Source organism: Vibrio sp. 10N.261.52.A1, assembly GCF_002876325.1.
GTDB classification, from domain to species: domain Bacteria; phylum Pseudomonadota; class Gammaproteobacteria; order Enterobacterales; family Vibrionaceae; genus Vibrio; species Vibrio chagasii.
In genome coordinates this window covers 1-17,591 of sequence record NZ_MCYD01000504.1, presented here as the reverse complement: position 1 = coordinate 17,591, position 17,591 = coordinate 1, and the positions used below count along the sequence as shown (strand labels likewise).

Here is a 17,591-nt window from a genome sequence, read left to right as displayed (position 1 = left end):
CATTTCAGGACGAGACATAGATAGAAAAAAAGCCCAGCTTCAACGCTAGGCTTATTTTATTCAGCAAGATAGACGGGAGAAAGACTACATCCCAACAAAGAAACTGATCACCAGCGCATTGATCAAATCGACAAAGAAACCACACACTAATGGCACCACGATAAAGGCTTGTGGACTTGCACCATAGCGGTGAGTCACGGCTGTCATGTTTACAATCGCTGTTGCAGTCGAGCCTAAAGTGATGCCTCCGAAGCCAGAACATATCACCACTGAGTCGTAGTTTCTTCCCATCAAGTAATAAACCACAAAGATGGTAAACAGCAGTGAAAGTAGAATCTGGATACTCATGATCACTGAGATGTAACCAAACAACCCATCAAGGTCCCAGATACGCAGCCCCATCAATGCCATGGTTAAGAACATGCCCAGACAGATATCAGAGATCATTGCCAACCCTTTACGACCTTGGGCAATTTTTTCTTGTGTGCGACGCTTCTTGAACAAAGCCCGACCAACGTTTCCGATTAAGATACCCGCAATTAAACAGCTCACGAATAACGGCAGCTTTAGACCCATTGAGTCGATAACTTCACTCAAGCTGTAACCCAGCATGAGCGTCAGGTTTAAAATCAACCATGCCCACAGAACGCCGTAATGACTAAGCTCAATTTTTGTTTCACTCTCTTGGTAAGCACCAACGGTTACCTCTTCTTCATTCGAAGGGCTCACTTTATGTTTATTGAGAAGGTAGTTGGCAATCGGGCCACCAATGACACAGGCTGCAATCAAACCCACCGTGTTGGACGCCACACCAAGCTCCAGCGCGTTAGAAATACCAAACTCTTCCACAAACATTGGCGCCCAAGCTAGAGTTGTACCAACACCGCCAATCAAGCTAATTGAGCCTGACAACAAGCCCGCTTTCGCATCCATACCAAAACCCGATGCGACAGCCATACCCACCACGTTTTGAAGAACAATAAAAGTCGACGCGAGACAGAGCAGGATAAACAGCGGCCGCCCACCTTTTACCAGCGTCTTGATGTCCGCTTGTAGCCCAATACCAGCAAAAAAGTAGAGAAGCAGAAAGTCTCTGACATCGAGGCTAAAAGTGATCTGGATTTCAAAGAGATAGTAAAGCGCAGCGACGGTAGCGGCACAAACAAAGCCACCAATAACTGGCTCTGGTAGTGAATACTTCCTTAATACTTCAGAGCGCTCGATTAAGCCTTTACCAATAAACAGTAATGAGATCGCTATAGTAAAGGAGAGCATTGGAGAGACGAGGGTTTCTGTCATGATGCGATAGATTCCTAAGAGTTAAGGTTATTCATAATGTTGCTTACTCTTAATCTTGTAGATCCACAGCGATAAATCAAGCGTTTATCGGTGACATCAATCGCTAATCTGGATCAAAATGCTTCAACATAAACAGTGGGAGTGACGAACACAAAAAGGATTTGATAAAGGAATGTTTCGAAAAGAAGAAGGGGATAAAAATTTGGGCACCCAAAAACGAGAAAACCCCAGCATTTCTGCTGGGGTTTAGAATAGTGGTGGAAGGATGGGGATTTGAACCCCAGATACGCTATAAACGTATACTCGCTTTCCAGGCGAGCGCCTTAAGCCACTCAGCCATCCTTCCACAAATTGTGTTGAGCTCGTCACTCAACGAGGCGCTACTTTATTGATTCTGCTTGCTTTGGTCAAGGGGCATTATCAAAAAAAGTGCCTTTTTAAGTTTGTTCGATTACAAATTAACTCATTAGATCAAAAACAAACCAAATTTCATTCTTTCGCTGCACTTACGCTTGTTGCTTTTCTTAAGCTTGTTGATAGTAGCCTGGAACTCTAAACCACTTACGGCACATATCTAAGAAGTAACCGTACAATACGCCCATACCACAAGAGATCACCGCGTTACTGGTTACCGCAGTCACGATCTGGTCGCTTGAAGCACCAACAGCTAACAAAATACCAGCATACACTGGGGACTGGAATAATACATAAGCCATAAGGTCTGACAGGTTTTTCATCAACGAGCTTTGTGAAAGCTTTGCACCATTACGCAAGAACCAATCACGGAACACGCCATAAGGCCATGCAATGGCAATATTTACCGGAATCGACAGCGTTCGAGAAGCAAGAGATTGCTCGAACGTCATACCAGAGATGAACACTTCTACGATCATGCCGGAGATAAAACAGAAAACTACCATAGCAAATGTATCCGCCGCTGCGTTACGAATACAAAATGGACCACGAGACTTCATTGAGCGCTAAACCTAAAATATATCACTACCTATTTAGTGATTTGGCAACATATAAACAAGGCACTTTCGCACCCCACCAGATAATGTCGCTATTAAAACACAAGATTAGCAGTCATACATTTCAAATTAAAAATCAAGTTGTAAATTAACAACTAAAAACCATTTAAAAACCAGTCACTTCAACCAAAAAATCACATAAAGGTCAAAATATAGACGATTAGTTATTAACTTTCCGTAATTAAACAACAACTATGCCATGGGAAGGTTCACGGTAATTATGTTGATAACATCTTGAGTCGGCGGAGCGCCCAAAGAAACCTGTTCTAACGCTTTATCGACTTGAAAAGAAAGCTCAGCATTGTCCATAGGTTCGACATGCTTACGTAGGCTTTCTAACGCAGACTGAATCAGGTCTAGGTTATTGTCTTCTAACGCGACATAGAGTGTCACGAGTAGCTCTTCGGTATTGTCCTTGTTGCGCAGATCAGGTTTCGGTAGTGAGCGGCTTGGGCTCTTATTCTTATGAAGGCTAGCGTCGTGACTGTTTAAGCTCACAGGCTCAACTAAAGGCCCGTTCTCATTCTGGCTTTTGGTTTCATGATATTGATACAACTTATTAGAGTAACGGAACAGGGCATCATCAAGTTCACGCTCATCAATCGGCTTAGCGATAATATAATCTACTCCAGCCCCAAGCATACGTTCACGAGTCTCTTTGAAGACATCAGCCGTACAACCAAATATCAATACTGAAGACACTTCACCAATTAACGCTCGAATGGCTGTTGTTGATTCTACGCCGTCCATGACTGGCATGTGGTTATCCATCAACACGAGGTCAAATCGTTCAGCAACTAGCGCCTGTATCGCCAGTTCACCATTTTCAACGCTCTTGCAAGTAAAGCCCTTGCTATTCATAAAGGTCTCAATGATTACCGTGTTGGTTCGATTGTCTTCAACGATCAGCACCTTCAAACCAGAATAATCTAACTTCTTGTGTGGCAGGCTCTCTATTTCACCAGGCTGACAAGGTTGAATTTTCAAACGTACATCAAAGCTAGTGCCTATCCCCTCCTCACTGGTGACGGTAATGTTGCCATCCATAAGTTGAGTGATTTTCTTCACAATGGCTAGGCCAAGCCCTGTACCACCAAAACGTCTTGTCGTCGAAGACTCCGCTTGTTCAAACGGTTTAAAAATACGCTTTTGCGCCTCTTTCGATATACCGATGCCGGTATCACGAACTCGGATGCTGAGGTAAGTATCGCTGCCCTCGACCATCTCTTTAAGGTAAACCTCAACAAAACCGCGTGAGGTGAACTTCACCGCATTATTTAAGAGATTAAATAGGATTTGACGCAAGCGAGCTTTGTCGGAAAAGTACCAACGACCGGAAGGCACTTCCGAATAGACCTTAAATTGAAGCCCTTTCTCTGAAGACAATGTGTAGTAAACACTGTTGATACTGCCGATGATCGAATCCAGCGGGAAACGCGTCTCATCAAGGTCTAACCGACCCTGCTCAATCTTTGAAAAGTCCAAGATTTCGTTCAGCAAGGTCATCATGTGATCGCCTGATTCATACAGACTCTTTAAGTGCTTCTCTTGCTCAGCATTGAGCGGGGTTTTCAGCAGAATTTGTGCAGTACCCAAGACACCATTCATTGGGGTACGAATTTCGTGTGACAGAGTCGCAAGGAAAGCGGTCTTTGCATTGGTTGATGCTTGCGCTTTCACTTTTTCTGCTTCGAGATATACCGTCTTCTCATTGAAGGTTTTGATTAGGTGGCCGATCTCATCATGACTTGAATAATCAACGTCAATCACCTCACCGGCTTTTGAACTGTTAACCTGAGTGGCTATGTTAGTGATTGGAGTGATTAAATAACGGTTAAGTAAGTAGTAACCCGCCATCACACACAGTAGCAACAATGGCACAATACCACCCTCGATACTCATCACCTGACGAAACACTTCGTCTGCTACCCGCGATTTAGAGTTAACGACATCGACTTGCCAGCCAAATTCACCGAATTGATTGCTACTAATGTAGATCCCTTCAACGAGATTAAAGTTATGAGAAACCAAGACTTGGTTTAGCTTGTCTCTCAAGGTAATACCAAGGTTGTACTCTTCTGCATGGTTCTTAATAAAACCCAGTAACTCTTCTAAAGAGAGGTCCACCGTCGCGATACCCGCAAAGGTGCCATCGTAGTAATAAGGCGAAGACGCCGTGATCATTCGAACGTGTGTATATGGATCGATGTAGACATCACTCCATGAGATGGTTCCCTGCGGTTCATCGACCACTGAGGTATACCAGTATTCTTCGTGATAAGGGGCATTTTTAGGATTGTTGTAAGAAAACAGTTGGTCGATGCTGCCATCGTCAGCTTTGTTGAAGAAGTAACTGTTCAGCAACTTATCGGGATCGAGCGTGTAAGGTTCAGGCCAAATACCAGCACTGACGATTGTGTCGTCACTCGCGGCTAACATCGACTTGAACAGCGGGATAACATCTTCGCCTTTACGATGCGCCTGAGCAAAGCCAACTAAACTATCAACAAAGCCTTGAGAGCTGCTGAGTGGCTCTGTAATCAACGAAGACAGCAATTGCGTACGTAGGTCGAGGTTTTGCTGCAGTTTGGCGCGCACGGGGGATTCTACGACGTAATACGTCACACTACCGACAATAGCGATAAACATTGCAAGGTATAACCCAAGCGCTACCATGCTTTTTTTCTTTAAGGACGACCGTATCTGCATAATTCTTTTATTGTTTTCTTTTCTGTTAAACCTAGTGTTTATCATCAACGACATCAAGCCTTTTTAGATTGAAGCTTGATTGGCACAAGTTCATTGGTACTATAAGCGCAAATATGTTCCCTTTTACGGTACCTCACTTTGACTTTACAAGATATTCTTGCGCTTCCAGAGTTGGAAGGAAAGCTAATCACAGAACACAAAACCATAGGCTTTGTCACTGCAATGGCTGCAGCGCCTAATGTGTTAACCCCGCATGAGTGGCTACCGTTCCTTTGGGGTGGCGAAGAAGTTGCTCCTTTCACTGATGGCGAGCAACTAGAAAGCTACATTGAAGTGATCATTGCGCTTTGGAACAAAACGCGTCCAGAATTAATCGAAGGCACTTGGGTTTGGCCTGAAGCTTGTCAATTAGACGAGGAGGAAGTGGTTAACACTGCTGCTCGTGATTTCTGTGAAGGCTTACTTCAAGGCTGGCAGATTGCTCGTGATGATTGGGAAACGCTAATGCCTGAAGATAGCGAAGACAACGCGCTTGTTGGCGGCGTTCTACTTTCTCTTAGCATGCTTTACGATCCAGAAACTTCAATCGCTACGCTTGCAGAACAAGGCATTGAAGGTTTAGAGCAGTTTGAAGAGATCTTCAATGCGGTTCCTGTGATGCTTTGCGGCCTAACTCAGCGCGGTATTGCACTGGCTGAAGCTCAATAAAAAGTATTCAACAAAAGCCCTTAACTAAACAACAAAAGGCCTCACGATGAGGCCTTTTTTAATTAGAGCATCCTAAGTAACGCGAAAAACTCCAAATACGTAGAAGAGCACTCACATCAAAAAGATTTGTTACTTAAAGCCTTTCCAATCAAAGTCATCAATACGCTCATCAGCAATATAGAACAACTTAGTACCACTGCTGACAACTTGATCCAATTCTGGATTGAGCTCAATACCATTTCCGGAGTCTATCGCAATCAAGGTCGCTTGATACTTCTCTTTAAACACAGAGAAAATCGGCGCAACGGTCACAGGCTCAGCGTCTTGAGGGTAATAAGTCGAATACTGTGTCATGCCACGTGTCGAGCTGAGTAGTTCTTGGTGCAGCGCACTGGAACCGGGATCAACAGCAGCCTTTGCAAGCATCTCTGCGCCTACTGCCGGAATACATTCGGAGTTTGGGCAATGTTTATGTAGCAAGTCACTCAATGCTTCATCTTTAAAATAAACCAACAGATGTGCTTCTGGATTTCGGTTGGCACAGTAAAGAGCGGCAGATAAGGTAATATCATCTTCTGGGTTATCAATCAGAATACAACTGGCTGACTCAATACCCGTCTTTTCCATCTCTTTGCCATCTGTGTAGCTGTTTACTTTAACGAAGTTGATTTCACCGGGTAACGGGTTCTCAATATCTGAACGCGTACATAACACAATTGGTCGCCTGCCCGTTTCTTCGTGCTGCAACATACGAATGAGGTGAATAGTTCTTTGCTCATTCCATCCAAGCATCAAAATGTGGTTGTCCACTCTAACTCTCCTTTTTCCTAACAAGCCCGCTCGCCAATATTCAACACCTTCTGTGGCAACCTTGCCGAGTAAGGCCGCGAAAAGACTCAGTCCCCCCGGAATCACAAACAGTATAACGATCCATTGCCCTGCTTCTGTCGTAGGTGATAAGTCGCCATACCCTACTGTTGAAGCGGTCACCACTAAGTAATATGCGAACGTGGTAAACGAGCCAGTTAGAGCTGTTTCACCCGCTAGATACAAACTCGACCATGACAGAAATACGTAGCCTAAGAAGGTGAATAGTAAGTTTTTTCCATTCAAAACAAAGATATTTGCTTTGACCCAACGTTTGAGTTGTAACCAGATTATCATTCGAGCCTCGAATCCTTCGATCTTACTTATATGCTAGAAAAAATACACGATATCAACAAGATGAATCATCAGAAAAAGATACATGCTCACAAGATTGATATTTATCAGGTTATCTTTGGGCACAAAAAAACCAGCACTATAGGCTGGTTTTTAATTTAATCAGATAAATAAGCCGCTTACGCGTTGCCTTTTACCTGCATGTTTAGCTGCTCTGCGAAATCTAGCATACGGTTCAATGGGATAAGCGATTTAACACGTAGCTCGTCAGAAACGAAGATTTCGTGTTGCTCACCGCCATTCTCAAGCGCATTTTCAATCGCTTCAAGGCCATTCATCGCCATCCAAGGGCAGTGTGCACAGCTACGACAAGTTGCACCAGCACCAGCCGTTGGTGCTTCAATCAGCTCTTTTTCAGGAACCAGTTGTTGCATCTTGAAGAAGATGCCTTTGTCTGTCGCGACAATCATCTGTGGATGAGGCAGCTCTTTCGCTTTCTTGATTAATTGGCTAGTAGAACCAACGGCATCAGCCAGCTCAACAACGCTTGCTGGAGACTCTGGGTGCACAAGAATTGCAGCTTCAGGGTATACCGACTTCATTTTCTTCAATGCATCAGCAGAGAACTCATCATGAACGATACACTCACCTTGCCAAAGCAACATGTCAGCGCCGGTTTGATTCGCGATATAAGAACCTAAGTGGCGGTCAGGGCCCCAAATAATTGGTTTGCCTTCAGCGTCTAGGCTTTCAACGATTTCTAGAGCAATGCTCGACGTCACCACCCAATCTGCACGAGCTTTAACAGCCGCAGAGGTGTTCGCGTATACAACGACAGTGTGGTCAGGATGAGCATCACAAAATTCTGTGAATTTATCAGCAGGACAGCCAAGGTCAAGTGAACATTCTGCTTCAAGCGTCGGCATGAGAATGCGTTTTTCAGGAGTAAGGATCTTTGCAGACTCTCCCATGAAACGAACACCTGCGATGATCAAAGTGCTTGCTGAGTGACGGTTACCGAATTTAGCCATTTCTAATGAATCGCCAACGAAACCACCAGTTTCTTCTGCCAGAGCCTGAATTTCAGGATCTGTGTAGTAGTGTGCAATTAGAACTGCATCTTTTTCTTGAAGTAGTTTTTTGATGTTCGCGATATGGGCCTGCTTCTGAGCGTCGCTCAGTGGAACTGGCTTAGGCGGAAACGGGTAAACTGTATCGATTTTATCTAGTATATGACTCATTGCTCTTGCTCTACGCAACTTCTTCCGAGAATCCGAGTATTCTACACAGGACAGGCATGAGGATCAAAAAGGATTAGTTGTAAGCAAGCACGATTGGGTATTGAAGCGGGTATAAAAAAGAGGCGCCTTGGCACCTCTATTTGATTTTATAAGTGGGTTTGTGCCACTTTGGCCGAAGCACTGTTTGGGTACTCGGTAACGACTTGTTGGTAATATTTCTTAGCTTGCGCCGCATTGTTATTGCGCGCTGCTATGTCACCAAGCTTAACCAGTGCGTCCGCTCGCTTGTTTGAGTCTTTGTACGACACAACAGCGGCAAAGCTCTTCACAGCTTCTTTATCCTGCTTCTTAGCAAAATAAAGCTGACCTAACCAGTAATGAGAGTTAGGTGTAAAGGTAGAATCTGGGAAGTCTTTTTGAAACTGTTGGAATGCAGCAATCGCACCCGTGTAGTCTCGTTGCTTGAGAATCATGTCTACAGCATTTTGATAAGCAGTCTGCTCATCAACATCAGTACTGAACGTACCAGAAGCTTCTTTAGAGCCTTCGCTCGCGGCTACTGCTACTGTTGCGGTACCTGCTGCTTTCACCTCACCTCTTACGCGATCAAGCTCGATAAAGAGTTCACGTTGGCGCTCTAGCATTTGTTTCATATCGTAACTGTTGCGTTCTAGCTCACCACGAAGCTCACTGATTTCCAGTGCCATATCGTCCATTTGCTGTTGCATTTGAAGCTGAACAAGATTGCGATTTTGAAGCAGGCGCTCTAAACGCTCAATATCTGATTCGTTAGATGCTGATCGAGAGGAAGAAGAAGTTGAATTGGTTGCGGTGCTATTGAGATCGGATACTGGAGCTGGTGCAGCGAACGCAGTGTTCGCTGCACTTGCCAGTAACGAAAGCAAAATGACTCGCTTTGTGTTACTGAACATGAGGCAATTCCTCAATTAAATAGCTTACTAGGATTAGTAAACTAGTACTGCGCGACGGTTTTTAGCGTACACATCTTCAGATTGACCTAGAAGAAGTGGCTTCTCTTCACCGTAGCTTACGATAGAGATTTGGTCAGCTTGAACACCTAGAGCTTGTAGGTATTTTGCTACAGCTTGTGCACGACGCTCGCCAAGTGCGATGTTGTACTCTGGAGTACCGCGCTCGTCAGCGTGACCTTCGATAGTTACTTTCATGTCTACGTTCTTAACTAGGTAAGCTGCGTGAGCTGCTAGCATTTCTTCGTAGTCGCCAGCGATAGTAGAGTTATCGAATGCGAAGTAGATTGTTTGAGTTTCACGTAGTGCTTGCTCTTTAAGCTCTTGCTCAGACAGTTGACCGTTAGCGTCAATTGGCGTTACAACAGTTGTATCTACGTTGCCTTCTGAACCAGAAGTAGTTTGGTTGCTTTCAGTACCAGATGTTGCAGATGTTGCTTCATCAGTTGAGCTACATGCCGTTACTGCCATCACTGGTAGTGCAATCATTAAGCCTTTAAGAACTTTATTAAGTTGCATCGTTTTTTCCTTACGTTATCAAACTTAGTTTCTACAGCGACTAAGTGCTATAGATAGTTAAATGCCACAATAGTTAACACTATCAATAGCTAAAAGAATATGTGACTCGTCCTAGAGGAACGGAGACCATGCAGGCGCTCTTACACGTCCGTTGGTAGCCGGTAATCTAGCTTTAAAACGGCCATCGATAGAAACCATCGATAGTACGTTCGTCTTGTTGTAAATAGAGCTATAGATAACCATACCTCCATTTGGTGCAATACTTGGAGACTCATCTAACAATGTTTTCGTTAGTACTTGAACCGCACCAGTTTCCAAATCCTGCTTAGCCAAGTTAAAGCCTGAGTTGCTGCGATTAACCATGATCAGGAATCGTCCATCAGGGGTAATCTGGCCACCTAAGTTTTGGCTACCTTGCCAAGTAATACGAGATGTCGAATTATTTGACAAATTTACATTATATATCTGAGGTTTACCACCACGATCAGACGTAAAGATAAGAGACTTACCGTCTGGATGCCAGAATGGTTCCGTATTATTCGAACGGCCGCGGGTAATTTGAGTCAGCTTACGACTTGCTAGGTCAAGTGTATACACCTGAAGGCTGCCTGTTTTCGACAATACTAGCGCGAGCTTTTTACCATCAGGAGAGAATCTTGGCGCACCATTATGACGAGGGTATGACGTAACTTTCTCACGCTCACCCGTGTAAATATTCATGATGAAGATTTCAGCTTGGCCATTCTGGAAGCTCACGTAAGCAAGCTTTTTGCCATCTGGAGACCATGCTGGAGACATTAGAGGTTGCTTAGAGCGAAGTACTAGGCGCTCATTGAAACCATCGTAGTCTGCTACACGAAGCTGGTACGGGTATTTGTCTTTGTCATTCACAACAACGTAAGAGATGCGAGTTAAAAACGCGCCTTTCTCACCTGTTAGCTCTTCATATACCAAATCAGAGATACGGTGTGCGTACTCTCTTAAGCGCTTACCAGGTACGGTCGCTTTCTTGTTGAACAACACGTGATCTTTAGAAAGCACCAATTGACCTTCATCGCTTAGCGCGCGGCTTTGGCCTTTCGTTAACTGGCCACGAACAATATCGATCAGTTGGTAATTCACCACGTACTGCCCTTCGGCATTTTTTGTGATGCTACCAGTTAATAGTGAATCAACGCCTAGGTTAGTCCAAGCATCAAAGTTTACCTCTGTTTCGCTGTAAGGCGTTTGAGGCATTTTGCTTGTCGCAACTGGGCTGAATTTACCACTACGCTGTAAGTCAGAAGCGATAACCGCTGACACATCGTGTGGTAGTGGTTCAGCACCTTCCCAGCGGAAAGGTACGATAGCGATAGGTCGTGCAGAGTTAATACCATCTGTAATAACCAGCTCCAGTGCTGCATGCGCAAACTGGCTGCTTGTCGCTATTACAAAAACAAAACTCAGTAATAGTTTCTTTAACACAAGTTCGTCCTTTTACTCTGGTGATACCGTTAAATTAATGTCTTTTAGTGATTTCACAATATCTGGGTCTTTAGGCAGTGGGTAAGACTGTACCTGTGCCACCGCGCGTTTGGTTGCTGCACATAGACGGCTATCGCCATCCAATATGCTTAGGCTACCCAAAATAGCATTTGATCCTGTTGGAATAAGCTTAAGGTTCACTCTGCATGAGCGGCCTCGGTAGCTGTCTTCTAACAACAGGTTTTGCTGAATCAACTGGGTATAAATTGCACCGTAACGCTGTGCTTCATCACTAATAAATTGTTGTCTTGCCGAAGAGTTTTGAGTCGCTTCAGTTTCAAGGCCTGCAAAGATATCGTTCAGTGCAGCTTCTTGCTGTTTGCGCTCTTTCTCAGCCCTGGCTGCCGCCTCTTTTGCTTTACGTGCTTTCTCTGCTGCAGCTTCGGCTTCTTTCTCTTTCGCTATACGTTGCTTCTCAGCACGTTCAGCGGCTTCTTTTTCTTTACGAGCTTTTTCAGCGGCTTCTTGCGCAGCTTTTTCTTTTGCCACACGTTCTTGTTCCGCTTTTGCAATCGCTGCTTCTTTCGCTTTACGCTCTTGCTCTGCTTTCACCAGAGCCGCCTCTTTTAACTTGCGGTCTGCTTCTGCTTTAGCAGCTTTCTTCTTCTCTTGTTCTAAACGGGCTTGTTCAGCTTTGCGTTTTTTTTCGTTTTCGACACGTCGCTTTTCTGCTTCTCGTGCGGCTTTCGCATCCTTCGCTTGTTGCTCTTTTAGCTTACGGATGTTTTCTTCTTCAGCCTTACGATTCTTTTCTAGCCTTTCACTTTCGCGTCGAAGCTTGTCTAAGCGCTCTTGCTCTTTCTTACTCGCCGCTTCACGTTGTTGACGAATTTGTTGAGCTTGTTGACGAACCAATTGAGGGTCAATAACTACAGCCTGCACCATCTGCCCAGTAGGCTTAGGTTCAGACATAGTAAAGTCCGCTCCCCATATGAGTGCAACGAATAAGACTACGTGCAGCCCAAGTGAAATTAGAAGCGGCTTTTTGAAACTGTTGGATTTTTTATTATTCGCTTTCATGAATGCTACGGAGCTATTCCCTTATATCCGTTAAAAGGCCAACCTTTGGCACACCTGCACGGCTTAATTCATCAAGTAATAAAACCACTTCAGCATAAGGAGTCGCAGCGTCGCCACCCACCGCTACTGGAGAGTTCGGTTTCAAAGACAGTTCAGCTTTTACTCGAACGATGATGTCTTCCAATGATAGACCTCGTTGTACCTCTTCGTCGTTAACGCTTAGGCCAAGCTCACCATCTTTATTCACCTCAACGATAATGAAACTCGCGTTGTCATCACCTAATAAATCTTGCGCTGACTTCGCAGTAGACGCCTGTGGCAGCTCAACATCCACACCCTGAGTTACAAACGGTGACGTCACCATGAAAATGATCAGCAATACAAGCATAACGTCGATATAAGGTACGACGTTAATCTCAGCTGTCATTTTGCGTTTTTTAGGTTGGTATCCAGCCATCTATTATTCCCTGCCAGCCATCGCTTGACGGTGAAGAATGCTGTGGAACTCTTCAGAGAAAGTCGCGTAGTTATGTTCTAGCTTACCAACACTGCTGCTAAAGCGGTTGTATGCCATTACAGCTGGAATCGCAGCGAATAGACCCATTGCAGTTGCGATCAGAGCTTCTGCAATACCTGGTGCTACCATTGCTAATGTCGCTTGCTTCACTTCACCTAACGCGATGAATGAGTGCATGATACCCCAAACGGTACCGAACAGGCCGATGTATGGGCTGATAGAACCAACAGTCGCCAAGAAAGGTAAGTTAGTTTCTAGTTCATCCACTTCACGAGCCACGGCTACGCGCATTGCACGGCCAGTGCCTTCCATAATGAAGTCGGGAGATGTCGCATTAGATTTACGAAGGCGTGCAAATTCAGTAAAGCCTGCGTAGAAAATCTCTTCTGTACCAGAAAGCTCGTCTTTACGTTTATTGCTCTCTTGGTACAACTTAGCCAAATCAACACCAGACCAAAATTTATCTTCGAAGACTTCTGCTTGTTTAGAAGCTTGAGATAGCACTTTACTTCTTTTTATGATCATTGCCCAAGAAACGACAGACATGCCCATAAGAGTCAGCATGACCATTTTTACTAGTAAACTAGCTTCTAGAATTAGGCCTAAGATTGAGATTTCAGCAGTCACTATTCGTTAGCTCCGTAAGAATAAATGTTGGCATTGCCTTGGGTTTCATTTTTTGATTGTCGATACATGCTACCTTAACCATTGCTTTACACAATGCTTTGCCATCAGGATTTACGATCTCTTGACAGAAGACTAAGGTAGCTCGCTTTAACTCGTAAATATTTGTAATGACTTGTAAAGAATCATCAAGACGTGCGCCTTGAATGAAATCAATATCCATATGTCGGACTACAAAACCGATGTTTTGTTCTAATAATACTTGTTGAGAAACGCCAATTGAGCGCAGCATCTCAGTTCGAGCACGCTCGAAGAACTTGAGATAATTCGAGTGGTACACCACGCCACCTGCGTCGGTGTCTTCGTAATATACGGTTACTGGCCACGTAAACGGCTTAGATAATCCCTGCAAATTGATACCACAAACCAAAAATCGATAAAGACATCACTATAACCTAACTCCTTATCATTAATAGTATATGGCTGTGAATTTTTTGATTTAATAGACGAAAAAAAAGGCCATCTGTATAAGATGACCTCTTTTTGACTAAAAACCCAACAAGTACAAAGGCTCACGTTCAATGAGAACCTAAACCAAACCTATTTTATAGAAGGCGCAGCACCGTTAGGTAGAGCAGAATGGTGAGTGAAACGTATGGGCTAAACAGTAGTTGCCACATCCAAGCTCTCGGTTTAAACCCAACACCGTAAACCATGCTTGAGCATACTGCCCAAATAAACATAGGCCCGATGATCGCGTTAAATCCACCGATGCTTTCTGCATACGCTTCAGGATCCCACATCACTAAACCAACATGCATGAAACCCAATATTAGGGACAAAGCTCTTAAGAGAGTCTTGTCCATTGGTCGATGCAGCTTAGCGACTTGTTCTGCGAGATTACTCACTGTCTTTGTCCATCATTTCAGAATGCTCAAGCCATAGAGCATTGATGATGCCGAATGCACATGCTAGAAGTACACCCAAAATCCATGCGAAATACCACATAAAATTTCTCCTAAGTTATTGCACTTCTAGCTTAGTAAGCTGAAACGTCGTTATCTTCGATGTGTTTCTTATCTAGGCGACCGAACATTTTGTAGTATGTCCAAGTTGTGTAGCCAAGAATCACAGGAACCATTACCGCCGCAACTGCAGTCATTAGACCAAGTGTCAGCTCACTCGCTGTTGAATCCCACATAGTCAAACTATGGTCAGGGTTCAGGCTTGATGGCATTACGAATGGGAACATTGCAAAACCAGCCGTTAAGATAACACCAGCGTTAGATAGGCTCGAGAATAAGAAAGCAAAACCACCGCGCTCAAGACGAGATGCAATCACAGCGAACAGTGGCATAACCACACCAAGAATCGGTGCTGCCCACATTGCTGGGTAAGTCTCGAAGTTTGTCATCCACGCGCCAACTTGAAGTGATACTTCTTTGTTTAGCGGGTTAGAGTCTGCGAACGTGTCAATCGTACTTGTAATTACATAGCCTTCGATAGATTGAACCCAGAAGCCACCAATAACAAATAGAACAATTGAGATCAGGCCTGTGATCTGAGCAACGTTACGAGCACGAGCGTGCAGCGCTTCTGTTGTCTTCATTTGTAGCCATGTTGCACCTTGCGTCACGAACAACATCAGAGCCAATACACCACATAGCAATGCAAACGGGTTTAGCAGAGCAAAGAATGTACCGTGGTACTTAGACATCATTAGGTCGTTCAGGTCAAATGGAACACCTTGTAGAAGGTTACCAAATGCTACACCAAAGATGATTGGCGGAACTGTGCCACTAAAGCAAAGTGCGTAGTCCCACGCTTTACGCCATTTTGGCTCTTCAATCTTAGAACGGTAATCTAGAGCCAGTGGACGTAGCCAAAGCGCTGCTAGAGTCACGTACATAGCAAAGTAGAAGCCAGAGAAAGACGTTGCGTAAACCAGTGGCCAAGCGGCGAACAGTGCACCACCAGCCGTGATTAACCAAACTTGGTTACCATCCCAGTGAGGGGCAATCGTGTTCAGCATGATACGACGTTCAGTGTCACTCTTACCGATAACCGGTGAAAGTGCTGCAACACCCATATCAAAGCCATCAGTTACTGCGAAACCTACCAGCAATACACCGATTAGGATCCACCAAATAAGTCGTAAGCTTTCGTAATCAAACATTAATATTCCCTCACTTATACTTCAACTGAACGGCTAACTTTGTCTTCAACAGAGTTATCGTTTTGTTCGAAGTGGTAACGGCCTGTCTTCAAGCTACTTGGACCTTTACGTGCGAATTTCAGCATCAGGTAAACTTCTGCAATCAGGAACACTGTGTACAGTGCCAAGATAGCGAATAGAGAAGTCCATAGCTGTTCAATAGTTAGTGCTGATGCAGCAACGTTAACCGGTAGGATTTCACCAACCGCCCATGGTTGACGACCAAATTCAGCAACGAACCAACCTGCTTCAATCGCAATCCAAGGTAGTGGGATTGAGAATAGTGCTGCTTTAAGTACCCATGGTTTCTGTTCGATCTTCTGACGACACGTTTGAACAAACGCCGCACCGAATACAAACAGCATGATGAAGCCACAAGCAACCATCAGACGGAATGACCAGAATAGAGGCCAAACTGTTGGGATAGAATCATCCGCAGCCATTTGGATTTGGTCTTCTGTTGCATCAACAACGTTGTCTGTGTAGCGCTTAAGAAGTAGACCGTAACCTAGGTCACCTTTCACTTCGTCGAACGCTGCCATGTTTTCTTCAGATTTATCGCCTGCACGTAGTTTTTCTAGAAGCTCGTAAGCGTACATACCAGTACGGATACGATCAACGTGGTCATCACGTAGTTCACGTAGACCCGTTACTTCTTTATCAAGAGAACGCGTTGCAATGATACCCATTACGTAAGGGATCTTTATTGCGTAGTCAGTATCCATTGTTTCTTGGTTAGGAATACCAAAAACAGTAAATGCTGCTGGTGCTTCTTCCGTGTGCCACTCTGCTTCTACTGCAGCTAGCTTCACTTTCTGAACTTCACCAAGCTCGTAACCAGATTCATCACCTAGTACGATGACTGACAAGATCGCCGCCATACCGAAAGATGCTGCAATCGCGAAAGAACGACGAGCAAAGGCAAGGTCACGACCTTTAAGAATGTAGTATGAGCTGATACCAAGGATGAACATCGCACCCGTTGTGTAACCAGACGCTACTGTGTGTACGAATTTAACTTGCGCTACTGGGTTTAGTACAACTTCAGCGAAGCTCACCATTTCCATACGCATAGTTTCAAAGTTAAATTCCGCACCCACTGGGTTTTGCATCCAGCCGTTTGCTACCAAGATCCAAAGCGCCGAGAAGTTAGAGCCTAGTGCTACTAACCAAGTTACCGCTAAGTGCTGACGCTTTGACAGTCTGTCCCAACCGAAGAAGAAAAGGCCAACAAAAGTAGACTCTAGGAAGAATGCAACAAGCGCTTCGATAGCTAGCGGAGCACCAAAGATGTCGCCAACATAGTGAGAATAGTAAGACCAGTTAGTACCAAACTGGAACTCCATGGTTAAGCCTGTCGCTACACCAAGAGCAAAGTTAATACCAAACAATTTACCCCAGAACTTGGTCATGTCCTTGTAAATTTGCTTGCCAGTCATTACATAAACAGACTCCATGATGGCAAGTAGAAATGCCATACCTAAAGTCAGTGGAACAAATAGGAAGTGATACATCGCTGTAAATGCAAACTGCAATCGCGACAGATCAACAACATCAATCATGGTAACTCCTTTGTGTCGGCTGAATGACACTTGTGTGATTATTCACCTCAAAAATCCATGTTAAAACAATTTGTAGAATTGTTATTACAACTTGAAATTTGTAGCAAAAACGTACCGTTATAGTTAGATTATTGTTAAGCATGAGCTAATATAGCTGGCGCTAATATTACTGGTAAAATCAGTATGTTTCAAAAGGTTTATGGGAGAACCCTGCGTTGATTTGTATCAAATTTATTCGTGCAAAATAGGGTTAATTTTGTACAAACATGATTAAAATCACACCAATTCGGCTTGTCTTAATAACGGTGCATGATACCTGTGACAAAACCTCAGCACACCATCAACATTCAAGTCACAACTACCCATAAAGTATTAACAAGAAATATGACAACTTATTTCAATTTTGTTAGCCAAATCAAAGCTGAAATCAAAGTTTTCATTTTTGAACAACCCTATTTGAGCTTTATAGCGA

Annotated in this window: 17 protein-coding genes and 1 tRNA gene; 1 reads left to right on the top strand and 17 read right to left on the bottom strand. The window is 44.1% G+C overall.

All coding sequences use genetic code 11. The features are described 5' to 3' along the window. Nucleotides 1–84: 84 nt before the first annotated feature. From gltS to BCT81_RS06290, 4 genes are all read right to left on the bottom strand, one after another. Nucleotides 85–1,299: a sodium/glutamate symporter gene (gene gltS / locus BCT81_RS06305; protein WP_061032854.1), complete on the bottom strand. Its 1,215-nt coding sequence runs from the start codon at nucleotides 1,297–1,299 to the stop codon at nucleotides 85–87. Between the two features lie 255 nt (nucleotides 1,300–1,554). Continuing rightward, nucleotides 1,555–1,645 (bottom strand) — tRNA-Ser (locus BCT81_RS06300). Between the two features lie 178 nt (nucleotides 1,646–1,823). Continuing rightward, nucleotides 1,824–2,273: an L-alanine exporter AlaE gene (locus BCT81_RS06295; protein WP_102423554.1), complete on the bottom strand. Its 450-nt coding sequence runs from the start codon at nucleotides 2,271–2,273 to the stop codon at nucleotides 1,824–1,826. A 249-nt stretch (nucleotides 2,274–2,522) separates the two neighbouring features. Beyond that, nucleotides 2,523–5,006: a hybrid sensor histidine kinase/response regulator gene (locus BCT81_RS06290; protein WP_102423553.1), complete on the bottom strand. Its 2,484-nt coding sequence runs from the start codon at nucleotides 5,004–5,006 to the stop codon at nucleotides 2,523–2,525. A gap of 171 nt (nucleotides 5,007–5,177) precedes the next feature. Between BCT81_RS06290 and BCT81_RS06285 the strand changes: the two genes are divergently transcribed. Then, nucleotides 5,178–5,747: a UPF0149 family protein gene (locus BCT81_RS06285; RefSeq protein WP_061032856.1), complete on the top strand. Its 570-nt coding sequence runs from the start codon at nucleotides 5,178–5,180 to the stop codon at nucleotides 5,745–5,747. 129 nt (nucleotides 5,748–5,876) lie between these two features. On the opposite strand, the gene BCT81_RS06280 is transcribed toward BCT81_RS06285, so the two are convergent. The 13 genes from BCT81_RS06280 to cydA form a co-directional block, all read right to left on the bottom strand. Then, entirely contained in the window at nucleotides 5,877–6,911 is a 1,035-nt protein-coding gene (locus BCT81_RS06280) for a potassium channel family protein (protein ID WP_102423552.1), read from the bottom strand. A 176-nt stretch (nucleotides 6,912–7,087) separates the two neighbouring features. Continuing rightward, nucleotides 7,088–8,149, bottom strand: coding sequence for a quinolinate synthase NadA (gene nadA / locus BCT81_RS06275; RefSeq protein ID WP_008219920.1), 1,062 nt, complete (start codon nucleotides 8,147–8,149; stop codon nucleotides 7,088–7,090). Between the two features lie 146 nt (nucleotides 8,150–8,295). Next, nucleotides 8,296–9,081, bottom strand: a complete 786-nt coding sequence (ybgF, locus tag BCT81_RS06270; protein ID WP_004741081.1) for a tol-pal system protein YbgF — start codon at nucleotides 9,079–9,081, stop codon at nucleotides 8,296–8,298. A 33-nt stretch (nucleotides 9,082–9,114) separates the two neighbouring features. Continuing rightward, complete coding sequence (gene pal / locus BCT81_RS06265) at nucleotides 9,115–9,657, bottom strand: peptidoglycan-associated lipoprotein Pal (protein ID WP_004741083.1); 543 nt, start codon at nucleotides 9,655–9,657, stop codon at nucleotides 9,115–9,117. 111 nt (nucleotides 9,658–9,768) lie between these two features. Beyond that, nucleotides 9,769–11,121 (bottom strand): Tol-Pal system beta propeller repeat protein TolB, encoded by a 1,353-nt coding sequence (gene tolB, locus BCT81_RS06260; RefSeq protein ID WP_004741084.1) that lies wholly within the window; start codon nucleotides 11,119–11,121, stop codon nucleotides 9,769–9,771. Nucleotides 11,122–11,133: 12 nt separating this feature from the next. Continuing rightward, entirely contained in the window at nucleotides 11,134–12,201 is a 1,068-nt protein-coding gene (gene tolA, locus BCT81_RS06255) for a cell envelope integrity protein TolA (RefSeq protein WP_102423551.1), read from the bottom strand. Nucleotides 12,202–12,214: 13 nt separating this feature from the next. Next, nucleotides 12,215–12,658 carry a protein TolR gene (gene tolR / locus BCT81_RS06250; protein ID WP_004741086.1) on the bottom strand — a complete coding sequence of 148 codons (444 nt, stop codon included), beginning with the start codon at nucleotides 12,656–12,658 and terminating at the stop codon, nucleotides 12,215–12,217. Between the two features lie 3 nt (nucleotides 12,659–12,661). Continuing rightward, the gene (gene tolQ / locus BCT81_RS06245; protein WP_008219926.1) at nucleotides 12,662–13,345 is read right to left on the bottom strand and encodes a protein TolQ; all 684 of its coding nucleotides are present in this window, start codon (nucleotides 13,343–13,345) and stop codon (nucleotides 12,662–12,664) included. After that, on the bottom strand, nucleotides 13,335–13,772 hold the full coding sequence (gene ybgC / locus BCT81_RS06240; protein ID WP_061032861.1) for a tol-pal system-associated acyl-CoA thioesterase: 438 nt from the start codon (nucleotides 13,770–13,772) through the stop codon (nucleotides 13,335–13,337). Before ybgC ends, tolQ begins: the two co-directional genes overlap by 11 nt. 175 nt (nucleotides 13,773–13,947) lie before the next feature. After that, nucleotides 13,948–14,250 (bottom strand): cyd operon protein YbgE, encoded by a 303-nt coding sequence (ybgE, locus tag BCT81_RS06235; RefSeq protein WP_102423550.1) that lies wholly within the window; start codon nucleotides 14,248–14,250, stop codon nucleotides 13,948–13,950. Continuing rightward, on the bottom strand, nucleotides 14,243–14,350 hold the full coding sequence (gene cydX, locus BCT81_RS06230; protein WP_000270284.1) for a cytochrome bd-I oxidase subunit CydX: 108 nt from the start codon (nucleotides 14,348–14,350) through the stop codon (nucleotides 14,243–14,245). Before cydX ends, ybgE begins: the two co-directional genes overlap by 8 nt. A gap of 31 nt (nucleotides 14,351–14,381) precedes the next feature. Next, nucleotides 14,382–15,518 carry a cytochrome d ubiquinol oxidase subunit II gene (gene cydB, locus BCT81_RS06225; protein WP_008219929.1) on the bottom strand — a complete coding sequence of 379 codons (1,137 nt, stop codon included), beginning with the start codon at nucleotides 15,516–15,518 and terminating at the stop codon, nucleotides 14,382–14,384. Between the two features lie 14 nt (nucleotides 15,519–15,532). Then, nucleotides 15,533–17,119, bottom strand: coding sequence for a cytochrome ubiquinol oxidase subunit I (gene cydA, locus BCT81_RS06220; RefSeq protein ID WP_102423549.1), 1,587 nt, complete (start codon nucleotides 17,117–17,119; stop codon nucleotides 15,533–15,535). Nucleotides 17,120–17,591 lie beyond the last annotated feature (472 nt).